26 protein-coding genes are annotated in these 22,605 nt (G+C 69.8%); 14 read left to right on the forward strand and 12 right to left on the reverse strand.

Annotated features, from left to right (window positions below; all coding sequences use genetic code 11):
- Window positions 1–78: 78 nt before the first annotated feature.
- Together H521_RS22185 and dcd are read left to right on the forward strand one after the other, a co-directional pair.
- Window positions 79–2,286: an MMPL family transporter gene (locus H521_RS22185; protein WP_022892480.1), complete on the forward strand. Its 2,208-nt coding sequence runs from the start codon at window positions 79–81 to the stop codon at window positions 2,284–2,286.
- 9 nt (window positions 2,287–2,295) lie between these two features.
- Complete coding sequence (dcd, locus tag H521_RS0107880) at window positions 2,296–2,901, forward strand: dCTP deaminase (protein ID WP_022892481.1); 606 nt, start codon at window positions 2,296–2,298, stop codon at window positions 2,899–2,901.
- Window positions 2,902–2,931: 30 nt separating this feature from the next.
- Here dcd and H521_RS0107885 read toward each other — a convergent pair whose 3' ends face one another.
- Window positions 2,932–3,324, reverse strand: a complete 393-nt coding sequence (locus H521_RS0107885) for a DUF4267 domain-containing protein (RefSeq protein WP_022892482.1) — start codon at window positions 3,322–3,324, stop codon at window positions 2,932–2,934.
- A gap of 88 nt (window positions 3,325–3,412) precedes the next feature.
- On the opposite strand from H521_RS0107885, the gene H521_RS0107890 reads away from it, so the two are divergent.
- Window positions 3,413–3,958 (forward strand): TetR/AcrR family transcriptional regulator, encoded by a 546-nt coding sequence (locus H521_RS0107890; RefSeq protein WP_051159207.1) that lies wholly within the window; start codon window positions 3,413–3,415, stop codon window positions 3,956–3,958.
- Window positions 3,959–3,964: 6 nt separating this feature from the next.
- Here H521_RS0107890 and H521_RS22190 read toward each other — a convergent pair whose 3' ends face one another.
- Complete coding sequence (locus tag H521_RS22190; protein ID WP_022892484.1) at window positions 3,965–4,876, reverse strand: alpha/beta hydrolase family protein; 912 nt, start codon at window positions 4,874–4,876, stop codon at window positions 3,965–3,967.
- A 67-nt stretch (window positions 4,877–4,943) separates the two neighbouring features.
- Here H521_RS22190 and H521_RS22195 point away from each other — a divergent pair, with 67 nt between their 5' ends.
- Complete coding sequence (locus H521_RS22195) at window positions 4,944–5,603, forward strand: TetR/AcrR family transcriptional regulator (protein ID WP_040424189.1); 660 nt, start codon at window positions 4,944–4,946, stop codon at window positions 5,601–5,603.
- Window positions 5,604–5,698: 95 nt separating this feature from the next.
- On the opposite strand, the gene H521_RS24955 is transcribed toward H521_RS22195, so the two are convergent.
- Window positions 5,699–6,316, reverse strand: a complete 618-nt coding sequence (locus H521_RS24955; protein WP_022892486.1) for a hypothetical protein — start codon at window positions 6,314–6,316, stop codon at window positions 5,699–5,701.
- Between the two features lie 157 nt (window positions 6,317–6,473).
- Here H521_RS24955 and H521_RS25435 point away from each other — a divergent pair, with 157 nt between their 5' ends.
- Window positions 6,474–7,184 (forward strand): MarR family winged helix-turn-helix transcriptional regulator, encoded by a 711-nt coding sequence (locus tag H521_RS25435; RefSeq protein WP_084512074.1) that lies wholly within the window; start codon window positions 6,474–6,476, stop codon window positions 7,182–7,184.
- 42 nt (window positions 7,185–7,226) lie between these two features.
- Here the strand turns inward: H521_RS25435 and H521_RS22210 are convergent, their stop codons facing one another.
- The 3 genes from H521_RS22210 to H521_RS22215 all read right to left on the reverse strand — a co-directional run bounded on the left by H521_RS22210 (window position 7,227) and on the right by H521_RS22215 (window position 10,378).
- The gene (locus tag H521_RS22210) at window positions 7,227–8,633 is read right to left on the reverse strand and encodes an MFS transporter (RefSeq protein WP_022892489.1); all 1,407 of its coding nucleotides are present in this window, start codon (window positions 8,631–8,633) and stop codon (window positions 7,227–7,229) included.
- Between the two features lie 156 nt (window positions 8,634–8,789).
- A complete protein-coding gene (locus H521_RS0107925; protein WP_022892490.1) occupies window positions 8,790–9,332 on the reverse strand; it encodes a hypothetical protein in 543 nt (180 codons plus the stop codon).
- 140 nt (window positions 9,333–9,472) lie between these two features.
- Window positions 9,473–10,378: a serine protein kinase RIO gene (locus tag H521_RS22215; RefSeq protein WP_022892491.1), complete on the reverse strand. Its 906-nt coding sequence runs from the start codon at window positions 10,376–10,378 to the stop codon at window positions 9,473–9,475.
- A 218-nt stretch (window positions 10,379–10,596) separates the two neighbouring features.
- Between H521_RS22215 and H521_RS22220 the strand changes: the two genes are divergently transcribed.
- Window positions 10,597–11,187 carry a TOPRIM nucleotidyl transferase/hydrolase domain-containing protein gene (locus H521_RS22220; RefSeq protein WP_022892492.1) on the forward strand — a complete coding sequence of 197 codons (591 nt, stop codon included), beginning with the start codon at window positions 10,597–10,599 and terminating at the stop codon, window positions 11,185–11,187.
- A 13-nt stretch (window positions 11,188–11,200) separates the two neighbouring features.
- Here the strand turns inward: H521_RS22220 and H521_RS0107940 are convergent, their stop codons facing one another.
- From H521_RS0107940 to cmtR, 4 genes are read right to left on the reverse strand one after another with little or no spacing between them, the layout of a single operon-like run.
- A complete protein-coding gene (locus H521_RS0107940; protein WP_022892493.1) occupies window positions 11,201–11,881 on the reverse strand; it encodes a class I SAM-dependent methyltransferase in 681 nt (226 codons plus the stop codon).
- On the reverse strand, window positions 11,878–12,501 hold the full coding sequence (locus H521_RS0107945; protein ID WP_022892494.1) for a hypothetical protein: 624 nt from the start codon (window positions 12,499–12,501) through the stop codon (window positions 11,878–11,880). Before H521_RS0107945 ends, H521_RS0107940 begins: the two co-directional genes overlap by 4 nt.
- Before the next feature lie 43 nt (window positions 12,502–12,544).
- Window positions 12,545–13,210: a cation efflux transmembrane domain-containing protein gene (locus H521_RS0107950; RefSeq protein WP_040424014.1), complete on the reverse strand. Its 666-nt coding sequence runs from the start codon at window positions 13,208–13,210 to the stop codon at window positions 12,545–12,547.
- Window positions 13,207–13,560, reverse strand: a complete 354-nt coding sequence (cmtR, locus tag H521_RS0107955; RefSeq protein ID WP_026482054.1) for a Cd(II)/Pb(II)-sensing metalloregulatory transcriptional regulator CmtR — start codon at window positions 13,558–13,560, stop codon at window positions 13,207–13,209. The genes H521_RS0107950 and cmtR overlap by 4 nt, the downstream gene beginning before the upstream one ends.
- A 304-nt stretch (window positions 13,561–13,864) precedes the next feature.
- Here cmtR and dnaK point away from each other — a divergent pair, with 304 nt between their 5' ends.
- From dnaK to H521_RS0107975, 4 genes are all read left to right on the forward strand, one after another.
- Window positions 13,865–15,733: a molecular chaperone DnaK gene (gene dnaK / locus H521_RS0107960; RefSeq protein ID WP_022892497.1), complete on the forward strand. Its 1,869-nt coding sequence runs from the start codon at window positions 13,865–13,867 to the stop codon at window positions 15,731–15,733.
- 2 nt (window positions 15,734–15,735) lie between these two features.
- Window positions 15,736–16,374, forward strand: a complete 639-nt coding sequence (locus H521_RS0107965) for a nucleotide exchange factor GrpE (protein WP_022892498.1) — start codon at window positions 15,736–15,738, stop codon at window positions 16,372–16,374.
- A 120-nt stretch (window positions 16,375–16,494) separates the two neighbouring features.
- Window positions 16,495–17,493 (forward strand): DnaJ C-terminal domain-containing protein, encoded by a 999-nt coding sequence (locus tag H521_RS0107970; protein WP_022892499.1) that lies wholly within the window; start codon window positions 16,495–16,497, stop codon window positions 17,491–17,493.
- Window positions 17,494–17,502: 9 nt separating this feature from the next.
- A complete protein-coding gene (locus H521_RS0107975; protein WP_026482055.1) occupies window positions 17,503–17,916 on the forward strand; it encodes a heat shock protein transcriptional repressor HspR in 414 nt (137 codons plus the stop codon).
- Between the two features lie 34 nt (window positions 17,917–17,950).
- Here H521_RS0107975 and H521_RS22225 read toward each other — a convergent pair whose 3' ends face one another.
- Window positions 17,951–18,646, reverse strand: coding sequence for a hypothetical protein (locus H521_RS22225; RefSeq protein WP_022892501.1), 696 nt, complete (start codon window positions 18,644–18,646; stop codon window positions 17,951–17,953).
- Between the two features lie 156 nt (window positions 18,647–18,802).
- On the opposite strand from H521_RS22225, the gene H521_RS0107985 reads away from it, so the two are divergent.
- The 4 genes from H521_RS0107985 (at window position 18,803) to H521_RS22235 (ending at window position 22,081) form a co-directional block, all read left to right on the forward strand.
- Entirely contained in the window at window positions 18,803–19,951 is a 1,149-nt protein-coding gene (locus tag H521_RS0107985) for a class I SAM-dependent methyltransferase (protein WP_022892502.1), read from the forward strand.
- A 60-nt stretch (window positions 19,952–20,011) separates the two neighbouring features.
- Window positions 20,012–20,302 carry an ATP-dependent Clp protease adapter ClpS gene (gene clpS, locus H521_RS0107990; protein ID WP_022892503.1) on the forward strand — a complete coding sequence of 97 codons (291 nt, stop codon included), beginning with the start codon at window positions 20,012–20,014 and terminating at the stop codon, window positions 20,300–20,302.
- Window positions 20,299–20,790, forward strand: coding sequence for a DUF2017 family protein (locus H521_RS22230; RefSeq protein WP_022892504.1), 492 nt, complete (start codon window positions 20,299–20,301; stop codon window positions 20,788–20,790). The genes clpS and H521_RS22230 overlap by 4 nt, the downstream gene beginning before the upstream one ends.
- Window positions 20,791–20,863: 73 nt before the next feature.
- Complete coding sequence (locus tag H521_RS22235) at window positions 20,864–22,081, forward strand: hypothetical protein (RefSeq protein ID WP_022892505.1); 1,218 nt, start codon at window positions 20,864–20,866, stop codon at window positions 22,079–22,081.
- A gap of 49 nt (window positions 22,082–22,130) precedes the next feature.
- Here H521_RS22235 and H521_RS22240 read toward each other — a convergent pair.
- On the reverse strand, window positions 22,131–22,605 hold a 475-nt coding region (locus H521_RS22240), incomplete at its 5' end, for an HNH endonuclease signature motif containing protein (RefSeq protein ID WP_156891304.1).

Here is a 22,605-nt window from a genome sequence, read left to right on the forward strand (position 1 = left end):
TTCCGGGGTGGGTGGCGAGCACGCCCACCCCGGAAGCGCGCCACCCGCAACACACACGCAAAGAGGCAGGACACCGACATGCTCGCTGAGATCGGCCGAATGACGGCCCGGCGACCCAAGCTCGTGCTCATCGCATGGGCGGTGCTCGCGGTACTCGGCGGTGTGTTCGGCGGCGCGATCTTCGACGCTGCCACCGACGTCGAAGACGCCCCGCCGGGCACGGAGTCCATGGTCGCGGGGGCACGGCTCGATCAGCTCCTGCCCGAGGGCGAGGTGATCACCGCGGTGATCGCGGATGAGGACTTCTTCTCGCCGGCCCTCGCCGACAGTGCGGGCTCGGTGATCGCCGAGGTTCGGAACATCTCCGGCGTCACGGAGGTCACCGATGCCTACACCTCGGGAGGCCTGATCGGCGACGACGGGCGGAGTTCGCTCGTCACCGTGGAGCTGGCCCGGGAACTGAGCCAGGATGACGCGCTCGCCGTCGCCGACGAGGTCACCCGCCTCCTGCACACCATCGACGCTCCCGAAGTCGTCGTCGGCGGCGAACTGCTCGCCGAGCGCGCATTCGTCGATCGCGCCGTCGAGGATGCCGCAGTCGGCGAGGGCATCGCATTGCTCATCGTGCTCGTGCTGCTCACCGTGGTGCTCGGCGGATTCCGCGTCGGCGCGCTTCCCGTGCTGGTCGCAGTGGCCAGCATCGCTGCAGCGCTGTTGGCCCTCGCCGGCATCGCGGAGGTCATGCCGATCAACGAGTTCGCAGTGAACGTCGTGACGCTGCTCGGCCTCGGGCTCTCGATCGACTACAGCCTGCTCGTCATCACCCGGTTCCGTGACGAGCGCGCGTTGGACCCGAGCGCCTCGGTCGAGGAGCTCATGTCACGCACCACCGCGACGGCGGGTCGCGCGGTGCTCGTCTCAGGGCTCGCCGTGTGCATCGCCCTCGTCGGCATGCTGGCGCTCGGAGACCCGCTGCTCTCGGGAATGGCGGTGGGCGGATCAGCCGTCGTGCTGTTCGCCACGATCGCCGGGCTCACGCTCGTGCCGGCATCCGTCGCCCTCATCCATCGACACATTCCGGCTGACGGCGAGCGCACCTGGGCGCGACCGTGGACTCGCCGCAGCGGTGGTGACAGCAGAGGGCTGCTCGCCCGCTTCGCCGAGTTCGCGCAGCGTCGTGCCGCCGTCGTGACGATCGGAGCGACGGCGGTGCTCCTCCTGCTCGCCGCTCCACTCGGTTCGCTCACGCTCGGCAGCTCGGACATCCACTCGCTTCCCGCCACGGTCGAAGAGCGACGCGCCTATGAGGCAGTGACGACCGGGTTCGCCGACCTCGGGGTGGAGCCCGTGACGGTGCTGATCGACGCCCCCGTCGAGGACTCGGCCGTCGGCCGCCTCCTCGACCGCATCGCGGACCTACCCACGGTGCACGACGCGATCGTCGTTCCCGACCTTCCGGCCGAGATCACCGCGGTGGAGTTCACCCCGATCGGTGACGCATCGGGCGCCGACGCGCAACAGCTCGTCCGCGACATCCGTCAATTGGATGCCGAGTTCACCGTGCAGGTCACGGGGCCCGCGGCGGGAGTCGTCGACACGCAGGCGCACCTGCTGGATCGACTGCCGTTCGCGCTCGGCATCGTGCTGATCGCGACGTTCGGCCTGCTCTTCGCGCTGACTCGTTCGGTGGTCATCCCGCTCAAGGCGCTCGTCATGAACTGCCTGACGATCGCGGCGACGCTGGGCATCCTCGTCGCCGTGTTCCAGTGGGGCTGGGGTCAGGCGGTGCTCGGGTTCGAACCGTGGGGGGCGCTCGACGTCACGACGCCCTTGCTGATCTGCCTCCTCGCATTCGGTCTCGCGATGGACTACCAGGTCTTCCTCCTCGCCCGGATCCACGAGCGTTGGCGGCTTCGCGACCGGGCGATCGATCTCAGAACGGCGAACAACCGCGCCGTGCTCGAGGGCATCACCGCGACGGGGCCGGTCGTCACGACCGCGGCACTCGCCATCGGAATCGTCTTCCTCGGGTTCGTCGTCGGCGACCTGCTCGCGATGAAGGAGGTCGGCTTCGGCATGGCGATCGCCCTGCTGATCGACGTCACGATCGTGCGGGGTCTGCTGCTTCCGGCGACGATGACACTGCTCGGGCGCTGGAACTGGTGGAGCCCGGCGACGCTCCTCCGCTCGCGCATAGCGGGCCCCGCGCCGACGGAAGGTGCGGGCGAAGAGTCGACCGATGAGAGCCGGGTCGAGCGATCGGATGCCTCACTGCAGCGGCAGTAGGCTGTCACCGTGCTTCTCTCGGATCGTGACATCAGGGCCGAACTCGACCGGCAGCGCATCGGCTTGGATCCCTACGAACCGGGCATGATCCAGCCTTCGTCGATCGACGTGCGCCTCGACCGGTACTTCCGGCTCTTCGACAACCACAAGTACCCCTTCATCGACCCGGCAGAAGACCAGCCCGAGCTGACCCACCTCATCGAGGTGCGGCCCGACGAGGCGTTCATCCTGCACCCGGGCGAGTTCGTGCTCGCCTCGACGTACGAGGCCGTCACCCTGCCCGACGATGTCGCCGCGCGGCTCGAGGGCAAGAGTTCGCTCGGACGGCTCGGGCTGCTCACGCATTCGACCGCGGGTTTCATCGACCCGGGCTTCACGGGCCACGTCACGCTCGAGCTCTCGAACGTCGCGACGCTGCCGATCAAGCTGTGGCCGGGCATGAAGATCGGCCAGATGTGCTTCTTCCGGCTGTCGTCGCCGAGCGAGCGCCCCTACGGCTCGGCCGAGTATGCGAGCCGCTACCAGGGGCAGCGCGGGCCGACGGCGTCACGCTCGTTCCACAACTTCCACCGCACCGACGTGGGTGTCACCGACGCCGGTTCGACGGGCAACTAGCCTCCAGGCTGTTCAGAAGAACACGGCTGTTCAGAAGAACAACAGCACGGCGGCGATGACCATCACCACCGCCGTCGAGACGTGGATGCCGAGCGCTGCCGACAGCCGGCCGTGGTTGCGGATGATCATGAGCGCGTCGCCGATCGGGATGAGCGCTTCGATGAGCAGGATGACGCCCGCCGCAACCGGCCCGAAGAACACGAGCATCGCCAGCACGACGAGGCCGGAGGCGACGTCGCGCGGACCCTTGATGTGCTGCCACGGTGTGACCTCCGGGGTGATCGCGGTGGTGAAGCCGAAGCCCTGCGATGTGGCCGTCGGCGCGACCATATAGGAGATCCCGATGAAGATGATGCCGAGGGCGGGGACGAGCGCGAGGGAGGCGCCGATCCAGGTGGCCGGGGTGAACTGTGCGAGATCCATGCTATTCCTATCGTTGAAAGATTTATTGCGACGCTAGCATTCCTTTCGATCGAGCGATAGTCTCGATTTCGTGGCAACGAGCGAACGCATGGCACGACGACGCGAGCAGCGACGCGTTGCGATCGTCGCGGCTGCCCGAGGGTTCGCCGAGGCCGAAGGCTGGTCGTCGGTCACGTCGCGGCGCCTGGCTGATGCGATCGACTACACGCAGCCGGTGATCTACTCGCACTTCGAGTCGATGGACGCCGTGATCGATGCGGTGGCCGTCGAGGGGTTCGGCGAGATGGCCGACGCCCTCGCGCAGGCTCGCGCGAACGCCGCCAGCCCTGAGGGGGCGCTCGAGGCGGTGAGTCGCGCGTATCTCGGGTACGCCGAGGCGCACCCCGCCATGTACGACGCGATGTTCGTGCGCGGCACTGGGCTCGCGTTCGCCCAGGCCGACACGCTGCCGCAACTGGTCGCGGCGTTCTCCGAGATCCGCGCCGCGGTGCAGCCGTATTCGGAGCGCTCAGGCACGCTTGCCGAAGTGCTGTGGGCGAGCCTGCACGGCCTGACGATGCTGCAGCGAACCAATCGGGTTCCGGGTGACGGCGACGACCGCCTGGCCGTGCTGCTCGCCCTCGTCACGAGCTGATCCGAGTCATCCGGCGGTCGTCTGCGCCCCGGCCGCCGTCGATTCCCTGAGCGACCCGTCGCGAGCGAGCAGGAACTCCATCACGGCGTCGAGGGTCGCGTCGGCGCGAAGCACCCGGTTGTGGCTGAGCCCCGCGGTGGCGAGCAGCCGGGCCCGGCCGCGGTTCGCCGCGAGCAGTCGTTCCGATTCCGTGATGGGGATGCGCCGATCGCCGCGGTCGTGCACGAGCAGCAACGCCACGCCGGCGGGCAGCGGATGCCGCACGGCCGAGTAGCGCTCGAAGGGGTCGGGCTGCCCGGGGAAGTCCCTCGCGGCGTATCGCGCTGCGAGGGCATCGCGAGTGGGCGCGTTGAGGGCGAGCATCTCGCCGAAGCCCTCGACGAAGATTCGCGGGTCGGCCGCGCTGGCGATGCCGACGACCCGGGTCGTCGGGACTCCGTCGTGCGCGGCTATCAGAGCCGCGAGCGAACCGAATGAGTGCCCCACGAGTGCGTGCCACGGCCCTTCGCGGCGGGTGAGCTCGTCGATGATGTCGAGGTGGTCGACGACGTAGGTGTGACGGCCGGGGGAGTCGCCGTTCGCCGGTCCGTCGAAGGCGAGCACTCGAAAGCCCTCGCTGCGGAGTTCGCGAACGAGCGGGGCGAACATGCTCGCGCGGGATTGCCAGCCGTGCGCCAAGAGCACGCTGCGCTCGCCTGCGCCCCACTCGTAGGTGACGACATCGACGCCCGTGCCGCGGATGCCGGGAATGCGCACGACGCCGCGACGGGCCGCGCGGTGAGTCGCGAGGTCGGTGGCGACGACCGGTGCACGCTTGCCGACGCGCCGGAAGAGCGGGAGGGCGATGGCCGCCCCCAAGTCAGGCGAGACGCGCGATGCTGCGCGCACTCCGGCGGCGACGGCGGATGCTGCTGACATGTCGGGCTCCTAACAATACGAACGGTCGTACGTGAACTATACGAACGATCGTGCGTACAATCAAGAGGTGATCGAAACCGACGGCCGGCGGCTCAAGGGCGACGCATCCCGTCGCCTCGTGCTCGACCACGCGGTCGACCTCGCCTCGGTCGAAGGACTCGACGGGCTCTCGATCGGCCGACTCGCCGACGCTGCGCACGTCAGCAAGAGCGGCGTCGCCACGCTCTTCGGCACGAAGGAGCGCCTGCAGCTCGCCGCCGTCGAGGCCGCCCGGCTGCGGTTCGTCGCGACGGTCATCGAGCCGGCCCGGGTCGAGCCACGCGGCATCCGTCGCATCGTCGGCCTGCTCGACGGCTGGATCGCATACTCACGCGACCGCATCTTCACGGGCGGATGCTTCTTCGCCGCTGCCGCCGCGGAGTTCGACGCCAAGCCGGGGCCGGTGCGCGATGCGCTCGCGGCCGCGCTCGACGACTGGAGCGGCTATGTCGCCGCCTCGTTCCGGTTCGCCATCGTGCAGGGCGAGGTCGATGCGGGCGAAGACCCCGAGCAGTTCGCGTTCGTGGCCACCGCGCTGCTCGACGCGGCGAACACACGCTCGGTGATGAGCGGCTCGAACCAGCCCTACGTCTTCGCGCGCCGTGCGCTCGTGGCCCTGCTGCGCAGCGCCGGGGCGGATGCCGCGGCGATCGCGCCGCTCGCCGACGTCGACGACCTCGCGGCCTGACGCATCGACAGGGCCCGCTTCGGAAAGCGGGCCCTGTCGAGTCAAAGGCGGCTCAGCTGCCGGCCGGTCGCGAGTTGGATCAGCTGCTCAGCTGCTCAGCTGAGCTCGGCTGCCGGTCGCTCGCGGCGTGGGCGCTGGCCGTGGCCGCCGCCGTGGTGGCCGTGCTCGCCGCAGCCACGGCCGTGGCCGCGGTGCGGTCCGCGGTGGGTGCGCTCGCCGGTCTCCTCGCCGCCGTGGCGTCGGCCGAAACCGCGGCCGTGGCGGCGCGGCATTCGCTCGTCTTCGTTCCAGCCGAGCTCGCGGGCGATCGCCTCGAGCGAGGCGAGCGTCGTCGCGAAGTCTTCGGGGCTTACGGCGCCGGAGACCTTCGCACGCAGGCCCGAGACTCGCTCGTGCAGTGAAGCACGTGCGCTCTCGCCGGCCTCGGTGAGGCGCCAGGCGCCGGGCGCTCCGTCGACCCAGCCGCGCTCGACGAGCGGTTCGACCCGCTCGGGGCGTGCGGCGAGCTTCTCGCTCATGCGAGCATCGCCGACGGTGCCGGCGATGAGGTTGAGTCGACGCCAGTCGCGTCGGGTGATGCCCTCGGCGGCGAAGAGTTCGCGCATCGCATCGTCGAGGCGGTGGTCGATGACCCGGAGCCAGAAGCCGAAGGGGCGGCGAGCGTCAGGGGCGGGCGTGGTGGTGTCTGGGGTGCTGTTGTCGTGGTTCGACATGGGTGTTCCTTTCGTGACGCGGTTGCGCGTCGGGTGTCGCGGCGGCGCTGGAGGCTCGCTCGCTGTGGCAGCGGTGCTGGGGCGGCTCTCGCTCGGGCCCGCTGTGCTGCCGGATTCATTTGCATGCTCAGTAGCATGTATATGTACAATGACATACATGAATGGATCGAGTCAAGTCCCTCCCGGCGAACGCTCAGGGTCGGACGGCTCGGACGGCTCGGCTGGCGCGGACGGCGACTCGACCGACCCGATCGCGCTCATCGAGCAGGCACTCGTCACGATGCGCCGCGACCAGCAGCAACGGCGGCTGCAGCGCCGGGGCGGGCACGGCGACGGTCACCGGCATGGCGGCCATGGCGGCGATGGCGACCACGATCGCGAACGCGACCATGAACGCGGGCGTCGCTGGGGCGGGCCGCGGGGTGGCCGGGGCGACGGCGGCGGTCACATCGACCGCGGTGCACCCGACGACGGTGCACATGACCATGCACCGGGCGAGGCTCGCGGCATGCCGTCGCGGCACGGGCTCGCCCACGCCGCCCGCTTCCGGTTGCTCGACGCCCTCGAGGGTGCCGAGCACCCGCCGTCGGTGAGCCAGCTGGCCGAGGCGATCGGGGTCGATCAGCCGCGTGCGAGCCGGCTCGTGCAGGCCGCCGTCGAGGCGGGCCACGTGCGCCGCGAAGCGGATCCTTCGGACGCGCGGCGGAGCGCCCTCGTGCTCACGGCTGCGGGGCGCACGCTCCTCGCGAGCGCACGCGACACCCGACGCAGCGCCGTCGAGACCGCGCTCGCCGGATTCACCCCGGCCGAGACCGCCGAGTTCGCCCGGCTCTTCTCCCGCTTCATCGCCGCTTGGCCGCGCGACTGATCAGCGGCCTATCTCCGGATACGAGTCGTGCGGCGACCCGCGTCACCGCGTGGGCGCGCTCGTCTTCACCGGAATCAGCAGCGCGAGGCCGAGCGCGATGACGAGCACGATGCCGAGGATGCCGAAGTACGGCTCGCCGCCGATCGTGACGAACAGCGCGAACGCCGTCGGCGCGAGGAAGCTCACCGCGCGGCCGGTCGTGGCGTAGAGGCCGAAGACCTCTCCCTCGCGGCCGGCCGGGATGAGCCGGGCGAGGAAGGTGCGGCTCGCCGACTGCGCGGGGCCGACGAAGAGGCAGAGCGCGAGGCCCGCGGTCCAGAACACGATCTGGCCGCCGTCGTGCAGGAAGAAGACGAGCAGACCGCTCACGACGAGCCCGATGAGCGCCGCCATGATCACGGGCTTCGCGCCGAGCCGGTCGTCGAGCGCGCCGACGGCCATCGTCGAGATGCCGGCCACGACGTTGGCGGCGATGGCGAAGATGATGACCTCACCGGGCGAGAACCCGAAGACGGATGCCGCGAGCACACCGCCGAACGTGAAGACCCCGGCGAGCCCGTCGCGGAACACCGCGCTCGCGAGCAGGAACCACACCGTGTTGCGCTGCTCCTTCCAGAGTCGTTTGATGTCGCGGCCGAGGCGCGCGTACGACGCGAAGAACCCGATCTTCTCCCGGTCGACGGCCGCCGGGTTGCGGTACTCGGGCACGGCGAAGAGTACCGGCAGGGCGAAGAGCCCGAACCAGATCGCGGCCACCAGCATCGTCACGCGCACGTCGAGGCCGTTCTCGCCCGTGACGCCGAAGAGCCCGACCTCGGGCTGGATGAAGCCGAAGTAGACGATGAGCAGCAGCACGATGCCGCCGACGTAGCCCATGCCCCAGCCGAAGCCCGAGACCTTGCCGATCGAGCGCGGAGTCGAGACCTGCACGAGCATCGCGTTGTAATTGACCCCGGCGAACTCGAAGAACACGTTGCCGGCCGCGACGAGGAAGAGCCCGAGCAGCAGGTATTCCGGTGCGGGCAGCACGAAGAACATCGCGACCGTCATCGCGACGACGATGTAGGTGTTCACCGCGAGCCAGAGCTTGCGGCGACCGCTCGTGTCGGAGCGCTGACCGGTGATCGGCGCGAGCAGGGCGATGAAGAGCCCGGCGATCGCGAGGGCCCAGCCGAGCTGCGCCTCGACGGTGCCCGCGGGCCCGAACGATTCGCTCGTCAGGTACACCGTGAACACGAAGGTCGTGACGACCGCATTGAACGCCGCCGAGCCCCAGTCCCAGAGACCCCACGCGAAGATGCGCCCCTTACGGGCGCCGGCCTCGGTGACCGCCTCGACCTGCGATGTCGCCACCCCGATCGTCGCGGCGGCACCGTCGGGCGGCGTGAGATGCGACGGCGGGAAGTTTCGAGGTGCTTCTGGCGAGCGCGGCGCGTCGGGGTCGGTCATGGCTGCAGTCTCGTTCTCTCAGGTGAACGGGGAGTGGCGCGCCGTGAGCGGCCGGGTCTCGCCCGATCGCACCGGCCGCACTCGAACCGGGATCCTCATCGATCCGTGGGCACTGTATCGCTGCGAGCCCATGCCCCGCTCGCGCCGCGCGGCCGGCTACTGCAGTTCGGCCACCGACAGCAGCAGCGGGTTGTAGCTCACGAAGTGCAGCACCCCGTCGCGCAGCAGCACCGAGGGCTGGTAGTTCGGGTCGTAGTCGGCGGGGGCCTGGTAGCTGCCGTCGCCCTGCACGGTGTCCTCGAGCCATCCCTCAGCCTCGAGCTCGGTGATCCACGCTTCGCCCTCGTCGCCCACCTCGAGGCGGCCGTACCAGACGGTGACGTCGCCGTTCGGGCGACTCCAACTGCACATGAGGGCGTCGGCCGCATCCATTCGCTCCATGGCCGGGCCGAGCAGGAAGGTCGAGTCGTCGAGCGCGTGGCCGTCTTCGGCGAGGCTCGCGTACTCCGCCGACGTCAGCACCGTGTCGCACGTCGGCGAGTCGGCGGCATCGGTTGCGGGTGTCGTCGGCTCGGCCGACATCGACGCGACCGTGGTGCCGGTGGCCGACGGTGCCGGCGCGGATGCGGCGCATCCGCTCAAGAGGAAAGTGAGGATGCCGGCGGTGCTCGCCGCGATCGCTGCGCTTCGAATGCCCATACCCAGACGCTAAGGAACCGCTCTTCCTCTCGGCAATGGGGCTGCACGAATCGTGACCTGAACTCAGGGCTGCCCCTGAGCTCAGGAGCGAGGGCACAGCGGATGTCGCGAGCCACCGGCATCCGCTCGCGACCGCGCCCTCAGCTGTAGACCTCGCCGATCAGCTCGCTGAAGAGCTGCTCGGCGTCGCACTCGAGTCGCTGCCTCGTGAACCAGTCGCACACGTTGACGCAGTCGCGGTGCAGCAGCTCGAAGCCCTGCGGGTTCGAGATCACGTCGACCACCTGGGGCAGGTCGATCGCGACCATGCGTCCCTCGTGCACGAGCAGGTTGTACGGCGAGAGGTCGCCGTGCGCGAGACCAGCGCGCGCGAGGGTGCGCATGAAGCCCACGATCTGCTGGAACAGGTCGTGCAGTTCGGCGGCGGTCGCGCGCACTTGCGCGAGCCGTGGGGCGGCGACCCGACCGTCGCCGATGAACTCCATGAGCACCTCGGTGCCGCTGACCTGCACCGGGTAGGGCACCGCGGCGCCGAGCTCGGTGAGTCGCTTCAGCGCCTCGAATTCGGCGTACGCCCACTGCATGCGCGCGACCTCGCGGCCGAACGTCGTGCCCTTGGCGAGGGCTCGCGCGTCGCGGCTGCGACGGGTGGTGCGGCCCTCGGTGTAGACCGTCGAGCGATGGAAGTCGCTGTGCTCGCTGCCGCGATAGCGCTTCGCCGCGAGCAGCGTGCTGCGTCCGAGGGTGCCGGGTTCGGCACCGGGCACGGCTCGTTCGATGAGAAAGAGGTCGGCCTCCTTGCCGGACTTCACGACGCCGAGCTCGGTGTCGATCGCCGCGGCGTCCGTGACGAGCCAGGCCGGCCGCGGCTCGGGGCCGCGCTCGGAGGGGGTGGTCGCCGGCCACGTCGACCAGCGCTGGTCCTCGCCGGGCTCCGTGGTCTGGAAGGCGAGGTCGCCCACGTCGAAACGCGGGGTCGTGAGAGGGATGGATGCCGCGTGCGCACGCACGACGGCGGATTCGTCGAGTGACGAGGTGATGTGCAAGGTGGATCTCCGAAGGTCGCGGAGGCCACCGGGCCGCTTAGCGGGTGGAGGCCTCGCAAGTGAAGGGAACGTGGAGGTTCACGACAACGACAGCCATGATCGACTCCTCTCTCTTCACCGGATGCACCGGGCCATGTCACGCGATTCACGCAACTCGGGCAGTTTACGGCGCACGGAGCTCATCGTCCAGTGTCGGTTTCACGGAGTAGTGTCGGCGCATGCCGGGAGACGTGCTGCGCGATGCATCCGTCACCGTGCTGCTCGTCGAGGGCCACAGCGACCGGCTCGCCGTCGAGGCGCTCGCCGTGCGGCTCGGGCACGACCTGGTCGGCGCCGGAGTGACCGTCGTCTCGATGGACGGTGTCACGAACCTGCATCGGCACCTCGCCGAGCTCGTCGCAGGCCGCCCCGCCGGGCGCGTGCTCGGTCTCTTCGACGCGCCCGAGACCGCTCACGTGCAGCGTGCCCTCGAAGCGCGCGGCCTCGGGCCGGCCGGCACGGAAGCCGAGCTCACCGAGCGCGGCTTCTTCTCGTGCGAGCCCGATCTCGAGGGCGAGCTGATTCGGGCCCTCGGCGTCGAACGCATGCAGGAACTGCTGGCCGAGCACGGCGAACTCCCGCGGTTCCGCCGGTTCCAGTACCAGCCCGCCCAGCGCGAGCGGCCGACGGATGCGCAGCTGCGCCGCTTCCTCGGCACGCACAGTGGTCGCAAGGCGCGGTTCGCGCCGATCAGGATCGACGCGCTCGACGAATCGCGCATCCCGGGGGCATTGCGGGCGCTGCTCACCGTCGCGATGCGCCGGCCCTGACGACGAACCTGCTTCAGGTCCGCACGGCCGACAACGCGATGCGCCGCGCGTCGATCTCGTCGTCGTACGCATCGCGGGCGGCGATCGTGTCGACGGAGAAGTCGGCCCCCTCGGCCGCCGCGGCGAGCTCGGCTTCCGTGTACTCGGCCCAGTAGACGCGGATGCCGCTGCCGAGCGGATCATCGACGACACCGTCGCTCGTGCCCGCCTTCGCCACCACGAGCAGCCGCCCGCCGGGCCGGATCACCGCGGCCCATGCGGCGAACGTCGTCGAGAGCAGGCGCTTCGGCTGGTCGTGCAGCGAGTAGTACGAGACCAGCCCGTCGATCGGGCCGCCGAATGCATCGGCCGTGATCAGTCGTTGATCCATGACCTCGAAGTCGATGGCGGGCTGCTCCAATCGAGCCAGACGGATGCACCGTGGCGAGAGATCGATGCCGAGCACGTCGAGCCCGTGGCTCGCCAGCAGGGCCGCCACGTGACCGCACGGGCCGCAGCCGGCGTCGACGATCCGGCCGCCCGGCCCGACCCGAGCGGCGAACTCGGCGAGTGCTGCACGGTCGAAGGGCTTGCCGTCGAGCTCGTGCCGGAAGAGGTCGAGATAGCGGTCGGCGCGGGCGTCCCAGGCGCGCACGACGTCGGCGGCGCTGCCAGGCTCGGGAGAGCCCGGCTCGGGCGTGCGCGTCGCGCTCATGGCTGTACGACGACGGTCGGGTCGGCCACCTCGATGACGACCGGGCTCGCGCTCGAACCCGCGCCGGCATCGGCGAGGTTCCAGACGCGCACGAGCGTGCCGACGCCCGGCACCTGCGTCTGCAGCAGCCGCCGGCCCGATGCCGTGGGCGGCCGCCAGCTTCCAGCGATCGTCTGGCCGTCGCCGAGGGTGACGACGAGGTCGAACGACGAGACCGAGCCGTCGTCGGAGAGACCGGTGCGTCGCTCGGCCACGGTGCCCGCCGCGGCCCGGGCGCGGTGCCGGCCGTCCCGCCAGGCGAGCTGCATCGCGCGCTCGACCCGCGCCTCTTCGATCGAACCGATCAGGATCGCCCACAACGCGACGGGGATGCCGCCGATCATGACGGTGAAGATCAGGCTGAACCACCAGCCCGGCGTCTCCTCGATCCAGAGCATCGTGATCGCGAACACGGCGCCGACGCTCGCGACCAGGCTGACGAGTGCGAACACCACTCGGCCGGGCGCGCGCATGCGCTTCGGGAGCAGGAGCGATTCGGGTGCGGCCGCCGCTCCGTCGAGCCGATCGAGCAGGTGCACGACGTGGCCGGTGGTGTCTTCCTCGGTCGGCTGCTTCGACATGCGGGCATCGTAACGTGCCCGGGTTGCCGGTCGGTGGCCGGTCTCACGCCCGTTCGTGCTCCTCGAGTTCCGCGATCACCTCGAACGGCGACTCGACGTCACCGCGCCAGGCTTCGACGCCCTCGCGGATCGCGAGCACCGCGACCACGAGCGCCGCGACGGAATCGGCCCAGGCCCAACCGAACAGCGAGTTCAGCAGGAGGCCGAGGAGCACGGTTGCCGAGAGGTAGGAGCAGAGCAGCAGCTGCTTCGCGTCGGCCTGCACGCTGCGCGAACCGAGCTCGCGCCCGGTGCGGAACTCGAACCAGGCCAGCGCCGGCATGACGACGAGGCTCAGTGCGGCGATGCCGATGCCGACGGGGCTGTGCTCGACCTGCTGCACGCCGGTGAGGGCGAGCACCGCGTCGACGGTCACGTAGGCCGCGAGTGCGAAGAAGGCGATGCCGATCGTGCGCACCGTGGCCCGCTCCCAGCGCTCGGGGTCGGCGCGCGTGAACTGCCAGGCGACGGCCGCGGCCGAGAGCACCTCGACGACCGAGTCGAGGCCGAACCCGATGAGGGCAGCCGACGAGGCGACGGACCCGGCCCAGATCGCGACGATCGCCTCGATCACGTTGTAGCCGATCGTGAAGCCGACGATGAATCGCACCCGGCGGTGGAGCCGGCTGCGCCGGGCGTCGCTCAGCGCTGCGCTGGATGCCGCGGTCATCCCGCCACCTCGCAGCATCCGTCGATCGTGCACGCGGGGTCGATGCAGGGCGCGCTCTCGTCGACGGCGAGCGTGACGTCGACGAGAGCGCTGAGGGCGCGAGTGAGGTGCGGGTCTGCGATCTCGTAGCGCGTCTGCCGGCCCTCGGGCTCGGCCACGACGATGCCGCAGTCGCGCAGGCAGGCCAGGTGGTTCGAGACGTTCGACCGGGTGAGCGCGAGGTTGCGGGCGAGCACCGCCGGGTAGCTCGGTCGATCGAGCAGGGTCAGCAGGATTCGGGACCGCGTCGGGTCGGCCATGGCCCGGCCGAGCCGGTTCATCACGTCGAGGCGCGAGGCAAGAGTCAGCACACGCTGACTATACAGCCAATGCTGACCTATTTGGAACCGAGGCGCCCGCCGACTTCACGAGCCGCACACCGGAGGAATACTGGGCACCACCTGTGAGTTGAGTCAAGTACACTCAAGTTTCGCCGCCTCGACTTGACACGTTCACGAGGCATTGAGAGGCTTGAGTCGTCAAGGCTCAAGTCTTGGCTCAGGCACTTCGGTTGCGAGCCGGCACGGTTCGAACCGGCATCCGTGCCGTCTGGTCATCGCTCGCGCTTCATGCTCGCACGACACGGCCGGGGTGCGGAGAGAAGGAGAGAAACACATGTCACGTGCAGTAGGAATCGACCTCGGAACCACCAACTCGGTCGTCGCCGTTCTCGAGGGTGGCGAGCCCACCGTCATCGCGAACGCCGAGGGCCTTCGCACCACCCCGTCGGTGGTCGCCTTCACGAAAGACGGCGAGGTGCTCGTCGGCGAGACCGCGAAGCGCCAGGCCGTCACCAACGTCGACCGCACCATCGCGTCGGTCAAGCGCCACGTCGGCACCGACTGGAAGACCGACGAGATCGACGGCAAGCGGTACACGCCGCAAGAGATCTCGGCCCGCATCCTGCAGAAGCTGAAGCGCGACGCCGAGCAGTACCTCGGCGACACGGTCACCGACGCTGTCATCACCGTGCCCGCGTACTTCAACGACGCCGAGCGCCAGGCCACGAAAGAGGCCGGCGAGATCGCAGGCCTCAACGTGCTGCGCATCATCAACGAGCCCACCGCGGCCGCGCTCGCGTACGGCCTCGACAAGGGCAAAGAAGACGAGCTCATCCTCGTCTTCGACCTCGGTGGCGGCACGTTCGACGTCTCCCTCCTCGAAGTGGGCAAAGACGACGACTTCTCCACCATCCAGGTGCGCGCGACCGCCGGCGACAACCGCCTCGGCGGCGACGACTGGGACCAGCGCGTCGTCGACTGGCTGATCAAGAAGTTCAAGGAGACCACCGGCGTCGACGTCTCGAACGACAAGATCGCCAAGCAGCGCCTCAAGGAGGCCGCTGAGCAGGCCAAGAAGGAGCTGTCTTCGAACATGAAGGCCTCCATCCAGCTGCCCTACCTCTCGCTCACCGAGAACGGCCCCGCCAACCTCGACGAGACGCTCACGCGCGCCGAGTTCGAGAACATGACGAGCGACCTGCTCGACCGCACGAAGAAGCCCTTCGAAGACGTCATCCGCGAGGCCGGCATCAAGCTGTCGGATGTCGCGCACGTCGTGCTCGTCGGTGGATCGACGCGTATGCCCGCGGTCAGCGAGCTCGTCAAGCAGGAGACCGGCCAGGAGCCCAACAAGGGCGTCAACCCCGATGAGGTCGTCGCCGTGGGCGCCGCCCTGCAGGCCGGCGTTCTCAAGGGCGAGCGCAAAGACGTGCTGCTCATCGACGTCACCCCCCTCAGCCTCGGCATCGAGACCAAGGGCGGCATCATGACCAAGCTCATCGAGCGCAACACGGCGATTCCGACCAAGCGCAGCGAGACCTTCACGACCGCCGACGACAACCAGCCGTCGGTCGCGATCCAGGTCTTCCAGGGCGAGCGCGAGTTCACTCGCGACAACAAGCCGCTCGGCACCTTCGAGCTCACCGGCATCGCGCCGGCTCCGCGCGGGGTCCCGCAGGTCGAGGTCACCTTCGACATCGACGCCAACGGCATCGTGCACGTGTCGGCGAAAGACAAGGGCACCGGCAAGGAGCAGCGCATGACGATCTCGGGCGGCTCGAGCCTCCCGAAAGACGACATCGAGCGCATGGTGCGCGAGGCAGAGGAGCACGCCGCCGAAGACAAGGCGCGTCGCGAGTCGGCCGAGACCCGCAACCAGGCCGAGCAGCTCGTCTACTCGATCGAGAAGCTCATCAAAGACAACGACGACAAGCTCCCCGGCGACGTCAAGTCCGAGGTGCAGGGCGACGTCGACGCGCTGAAGACCGCCCTCGCGGGTGACGACGACGCCGCGGTGAAGTCGGCCTTCGAGAAGCTCAACGCCTCGCAGGGCAAGCTCGGCGAGGCGATCTACGCGCAGAGCCAGCAGGCCGACGCGGCCGCTCCCGCCGGCGAAGACGCGACGCCCACCGGTGAAGAGGCCACGTCTGACGAAGACGTGGTCGACGCCGAGGTCATCGACGACGAAGAAGAGAAGAAGTAACCATGTCAGGCCAGCACGAGAACGAGCCCGAAGGTCTGGGTGACGAGTTCACCCAGGCCGAGGGGCCCGACATCGAGACGCCCGAGGCCGAGACGCCGGGAGCCGAGAAGTCCGAGGCCGAGACGCCCGAGGCCGAGACGGATGCCGCGGCATCCGCTGCCGGTGACGACGACGAGGTGCTCACGGTCGACGACATCCTGAACGCGGCGAACGCCGAGGTGCAGGAGCCGAGCGACGAGCACCTCGCCGACCTCAAGCGCATCACAGCGGAGTACGCCAACTACCGCAAGCGAACCGAGGCGAACCGCGAGGTCGAGCGCGAGCGCGCGGTCGGCGCGGCCGTGGCCGTGCTGCTGCCCGTGCTCGACGACCTCGACCGTGCCGAGAAGCACGGCGATCTCGAGAGCGACGCGCCGTTCGCGACCATCGCGGCCAAGCTGCGCGGCGCGGTCGAGAAGCTCGGCCTCGCTCCGTTCGGCGAGGTCGGGGAGCCGTTCGACCCGCAGCGGCACGAGGCGATCTTCCAGCAGCCCTCCGATGAGGTCGAGGTCGACACGGTCGCCGATGTCGTCGAGACGGGCTACACGCTCGGCGGCACGCAGCTTCGTGCTGCGAAGGTCGTCGTGAAGACGCCGCAGTAGTGCGTCCGTCGGTCGAGTAGCGCGAAGCGCGTATCGAGACCCGCGCGAGGTCTCGATACGCTCCTTCGTCGCTACTCGACCGACGACGAACGTTAGATTCAGTACGAGAAGGGGGTGCCAGTGGCCAGTCAGGATTGGTTCGACAAGGACTTCTACCAGGTGCTCGGCGTCTCCAAAGATGTGAGCGACGCCGAACTCAAAAAGGCGTACCGCAAGCTCGCCCGCAAGTTCCACCCCGACTCCAACCCCGGCGACGCTGCCGCCGAGGCGAAGTTCAAGGAGATCAGCGAGGCGAACTCGGTGCTCTCCGATCCCGCGCAGCGCAAGGAGTACGACGCCGTGCGCGCCATGGGCTCCGGGGCCCGCTTCACGGCGCCCGGCAGCGGCGGCGGCGCCGGCGGCGGCTTCGAAGACGTCTTCGGCGGCATGTTCGGCCAGGGCGCCGGCCGCGGCCAGCAGCAGTACACGTTCCAGCAGGGCGGCGACTACGACGACCTGCTCGGCGGGCTCTTCGGCGGTGGCCGATTCGGCCAACCGACCGGCGGCTACCGGGGTTCCGGCGGTCCGTCGAAGGGGCGGGATGTCACTGCCTCGACGACCCTCGACTTCATCACCGCCACCAAGGGCGACCAGATCACCCTGCAGACCGCAGAGGGCAAGCCGATCACCGTGCGCATCCCGGCCGGAGTGGCCGATGGGCAGAAGATCCGCTTGCGCGGCAAGGGCCAGCCCTCGCCCGACGGCGGCGCGCCCGGCGACATCGTGCTCACCGTGGGCGTGCGCAAGCACCCGGTCTTCGAGCGCGACGGCCTGAACCTGCGGGTCAACGTGCCCGTGACGTTCGCCGAAGCCGCGCTCGGCGCCACCATCCAGGTGCCGACGCTCGGCGGCGGCCCCGTGAAGCTGCGGGTCGCCGCCGGCACCCCGAGCGGGCGGGTGCTGCGTGTCAAGGGCCGCGGCGTCGAGACGTCGAAGGGCGTCGGAGACCTGCTCGCGGTCGTGCAGATCGCCGTGCCGTCCCACCTCTCGAAAGACGCCGAGCAGAAGCTCGAGGAGTTCGCGGCGCTGCTGCCCGACGAGAACCCGCGCGACGAACTGCTCGCCAAGGCCAAGGACTAGGCGGTGGAGATGAACGAGCGGAGCCCGCTGTTCGTCATCTCGGTCGCCGCCGAGCTCGCGGGCATGCACCCGCAGACGCTGCGCCAGTACGACCGGCTCGGGCTCGTCTCGCCGACCCGCACCGCGGGCAAGTCGCGACGGTACTCGATGCACGACGTCGTGCAGCTGCGCGAGATCGCGCAGCTCTCGAGCGAGGGCGTGAGCCTCGAGGGCATCCGCCGCGTGCTCGGCCTCGAAGACGAAGTCACGACGCTGCGCGCCAGGGTGCGCGAGCTCGAGGCCGCGCTCGCCGACGAGATGCTGAACCGGCCGGGGCGCCGGGTCTTCGCCGCCGGTTCGGCGGGCGAGGTGGTGTCGGTGCGTGCCGGCACGCGCATCAGGCGTGAGAACGCGGTCGTCGTGTGGCGTCCGCTCGATCGCTGATCAACTTCGCAGGCTCGCTGCGACCTCAGCGACCTCAGCGACCCCAGGCCGAGGCCGGGGCCTCAATGGCCTCGTAGGGGCGCGAGCTCCAGTGCGTGCCGTACCCGTAGTGGCTCGAGGCCCACGCCGACGCCCAGATCGCCTGCGCCGTGGCATCCGCTGAATCGCCTCTGGCGAGCGCCGCGTCGACTGCGGGGTAGCGCCCCGACTGCAGGTTCTCGGCCGCGTAATAGGCGGCCTCGATGAGCGTCGGGTAGCTGCCGAGACCGGAACCGCCGCCCGAGCCCTGACCGTTGTTCAGCGGGTTGTTGCGGTTCCACCAGTTGTCGGCGCCGTTCTCCTGACGCATCCAGCGCATCATGAAGGTCACGTTCTCCTCGGTGAGCGGCCAGCCGCCCTCGATGAGCACGAGCTTCGCCCAGTCGACGTTCGTGCCGCCGGCGACGAGCGTCTGCGTGCCGGTCGTCGCGGCGTAGGACTCGTGCGAGATCGCGGGCGCCGCGACATCCGGTGCGACCGAGAGGCTCTGCGCGTCGCCGGTGTGCGGTGACGCGGCGTGCGACGAGTCTGCCGCGGCGAAGGCGAGCACTTCGCCCGCGCGCGGTTGCGGCGCGAGCGCGAGGCCCGCGAGGAGGCCGATGACCGAGAGCACGGCCGCTGCGGCGAGGGAGCGCCGACTCCGGGTCGCAACGCGCAGTGGCGTCGCCGTCGTGCCCTGGGCACGCGACACGGGCGTCGCGACTCCGTGTCGCGCCGCGCGCCGACCCCCTGGCTGTGCGTGCTGCATGCGGCCCCGAGAGTAGCAAACCTCGATGTGAACCGCACCCAGGATTGCGCCCGTGATCAGGCGCGCGTGCGTCGGCGGTCGCCCGCGTACCCTTGGGGCATGCCCTTCGACTTCGGCGCACTGCGCCGACACCCCGACGTCGAAGGGCCCGGTCTCGAGGCATCGGATGCCGCAGACCGCCTCATTCTCGACGAGGCCCGAGCGCTCATCGACCCCACCGTGCACGGCGAGGCCGGCGCCGGCACCATCACGGTCGTCGACGACTCGTACGGTGCGCTCGCGCTAGCCGCGGCCCACGCGGGCGCGACCGGCATCCGCGTGCACCAAGACCTCGTCACGGGCGAACGCGCGCTGGCCGAGAACGCGAAGCGGCTCGGCGCCGAGCCGCTCGTGCGGTCGATGCCGCTCGGCGCAGAGCTCCTCACCGGCGCCCGGCTCGTGCTGGTGCGGTTGCCGCGATCGCTCGACCGGCTCGACGAGGTGGCGGGGTTGATCGCCGCCCATGCCGACCCCGAGGTCGTGGTGGTCGCGGGCGGGCGCATCAAGCACATGTCGCTCGCGATGAACGACGTGCTGCAGCGGCGCTTCGGCCGGCTCGACGTGAGTCTCGCGCGGCAGAAGTCGCGGGTGCTCGTGGCGCGGCGGGGCACTGGCGTGCCGACGCGACCGGCCGAAACAGGCTGGCCGCGCAGTGCGCGCCACGACGATCTCGGCCTCACCGTCGTCGCCCACGGGGGCGTCTTCGCCGGCACCGGTGTCGACATCGGCACGCGGTTCCTGCTCGGGCACCTGGGCGATGCGGTTCCGGATGCCGCGACCGCCGTCGACCTCGCGTGCGGCACGGGCATCGTGGCGGCGTGGCTCGCGCGCGCCCGCCCTGCGGTGCGGGTCGCGGCGACCGATCGCTCGGCGTCGGCCGCGGCATCCGCTCGCCTGACCGCCGAGGCCAACGGCGTCGCCGATCGGGTGCGCGTCGAGCAGGCCGATGGGCTCGAGTCGTTCGCCGACTCGAGCGAGACGCTCATCGTGCTGAACCCGCCGTTCCACAGCGACGCGGCGATCTCGACCGGCATCGCCGCGCACCTCTTCGCCGATGCCGGTCGGGTACTCGCGCCGGGCGGCGAGCTCTGGTGCGTCTGGAACTCGCACTTGCGCTATCGGCCGCTGCTCGAGCGCGTCGTGGGGCCGACGCGGCAGATCGGCCGTAACGCGAAGTTCACGGTGACGGCGTCGAGGCGGGAGGCATGACATGACGATCTCGCCCACGGGTGGGGTGCGTGCACCGTCGCATCGTGTCAGGCTTGAACCATGACGACCACGATCGAGCAACTCGACCTCGAAAGCGCCGTGCGTTCCACGCCGGAGCCGTCGTGGCGCGTCGTGGTGTGGGACGACCCGGTGAATCTCATGACCTACGTGAGCTACGTCTTCCGCAGCTACTTCGGGCTCGCCCGTGACGAGGCCGAGCGGCTCATGCTGCTCGTGCACACCGAGGGCCGGGCGATCGTCGCCACTGGCAATCGTGAAGCCATGGAGCGCCACGTGCAGGCGATGCACGGCTACGGACTGCAGGCCACCGTCGAGCGGTTCGAGCCATGATCGTCGCGGGCCTCGGCGGTGGCGACGGCGTGCGCATCGTGCTCGAGACTGAAGAGGCGATGCTGCTCTCAGAGCTCGCCGACCAGGTCGACTCGGTGCTGCTGCTCGGCGAGGCCGATGACCCCGCGCTCGGCCGCCTGCTGCCGAACGCCTATCCCGACGACCGAGATGCCGCCCACGACTTCACCCGGTACACGCGCGACAGCCTCGTCGACGGCAAGCGGCAGGCAGCGCAGCGGGTGCGCGATGCGACCGCCGTCGAAGAGCCGGGCGGGGTCGTGCAGATCGAGCTCGACCAGGCCGAGGCGTGGGGCTGGCTGACCTTCCTCACCGACCTGCGGCTGATCCTCGCCGAGCGCGTCGGCATCGTCGAGGAAGACGAGGCGGGCTCCGACGAGTCCCGCGACGACTACCTGCGCGCGGCCTACGAATGGGCGGGCTTCGTGCAGGGCTCGATGCTCGAGGTGCTCGACCCGATCACGGGCTGACCCGGCGTCGCTCCCCGCTCGGCGCGCAGATCGCTGACATGCTGATGCCGAGCAGACCTCGAAGGAGCAGCCCGTGAGCCGAGCCACCGTGAGCAGTTCGTCAGTGGGCACCGCCCCGACCCCGAGCATCGCCCCGACCCCGAGCATCGCCCCGGCCCCGTCGTCGATCGCCCGGGTGCTGCGGCATCCGGCGGCCACCGCGGAGTCGCTCGAATCGATCGCACTGCTCATCGGCGCCGCGACCTTCGTCGTCGGCGGACTCGTCGCGTGGATCGTGTTCCTCGGCCGCGATCTGCCGATCGCGGGCCCTGGCTCGCTCGGCGAGTTCGTGGCCATCGGCGCAGCGCTCGCCACCATCGTGGCGTTCGTGCTCGGCCGGCTGGTGCTGCGCACCCGACGGTCGGCCGGCTTCGCCGACGCGACGATGCCCGGCCTCGACGCGCCGGGCGCGCGCATCCACTGGTTCGACCTCACCGCGATCGCCCTCGCCCACGCGTTCATCGCGCTGCTCGGCTGGGTCGGCCTCGCCGACCTGCTGGAACAGAGCTTCCAGGGCGCGGTCGTCTTCACCATCCCTGGGGCCGTGCTCGCCGGGGTCGGCATGGCCGTCACCGCCTATGCCGTGTTCCTCTCCTCGGCGCACCTCACGCCGATGCTGCTGTCGTTCGTGCTGGCCCTCTTCCTCGTGGTGGGTGCGCTCGCGAGCATGCTCAGTTCGAGCGATCCGCTCTGGTGGAAGATGAACCTCAGCGCCCTCGGCATGACGAACGACATCTCGTCGCTCGCGTTCAACGTGACCCTCATCGTCGCCGGCGTGATCGTCACGACGATCGCCCGCTACGCCACCGCGGTAGTGCCCGCGACGACGCACGTCGAGGTGCGCGGGCGAAACATCGTGCGCGTCGGCATGATCCTGATCGGCACCTTCCTCGCCTGCGTCGGGATCTTTCCGGTCGACCAGTTCTTCATTCTGCACAACACCGTGGCGACGGGCATGGCGGTCGCCTACTCGGTGCTCGTGATCGGTTTGCGCTGGTTCATCCCGTCGATGCCGCGGGTGTTCGTGCTGCTCGGCTACGTCTACGTCGGGGTGATCGTGGTGCTCGCCGTGTTCTTCGCGACCGGGTACTACAACCTGACCGCGGTCGAACTCGTCGCGGCCGTGCTCATCTTCAGTTGGATCATCGTCTTCCTCCGCAACTCGGGCGCGATGCACGGCGAGCCCAAGACGGATGCCGCGGCGGCGCCGGTATCCGAGGTGCTCGCGCCCACCTCGGCTCATCGCGTCTGACGGGCAGCACCTGCTCGAACGGCGTGCCGAGTCACGCCGCGGTCGTGCGTCAGAACGGTGGATCACCGGCGAATCTGGCTTCGGCTTCGACCTCGTAATGGGTGTGGCCCGTCATGGTGTGTGCTGGTTGGGTGCGGTGGATTCGGCCGGTGGGGGAGGTCCATTCGAGGGTGGCGCCGGGGAGGTGTCGTAGCGTCCAGGATGTTTCGTGTTTGAGGTGGTGGTGGAGGGGGCAGAGGTGGGCGAGGTTGTCGTGGTTGGTGGGGCCGGTGTCGGCGTGCCAGTCGCGGTTGTGGTCGAGGTCGCTGCGGGTGGCGTTGCGGTTGCAGTCGGGGAAGCGGCAGGTGCCGTCGCGGACTTGGAGCCAGCGTTTCAGGTCGGCGGGTGGTCGGTAGTTGGTGCGGTCGAGGTCGAGCACGGTGCCGGTGATGGGGTGGGTGAGCAGCCGCACGAATGATGGTGCGTTGGCGGCGAGTCGGCGGGCGGTGTCGGGGTCGATGGGTCCGTAGCCGTCGAGGTGCCCG

The sequence above is a fragment of the Agromyces subbeticus DSM 16689 genome (genome assembly GCF_000421565.1).
Lineage (GTDB): Bacteria > Actinomycetota > Actinomycetes > Actinomycetales > Microbacteriaceae > Agromyces > Agromyces subbeticus.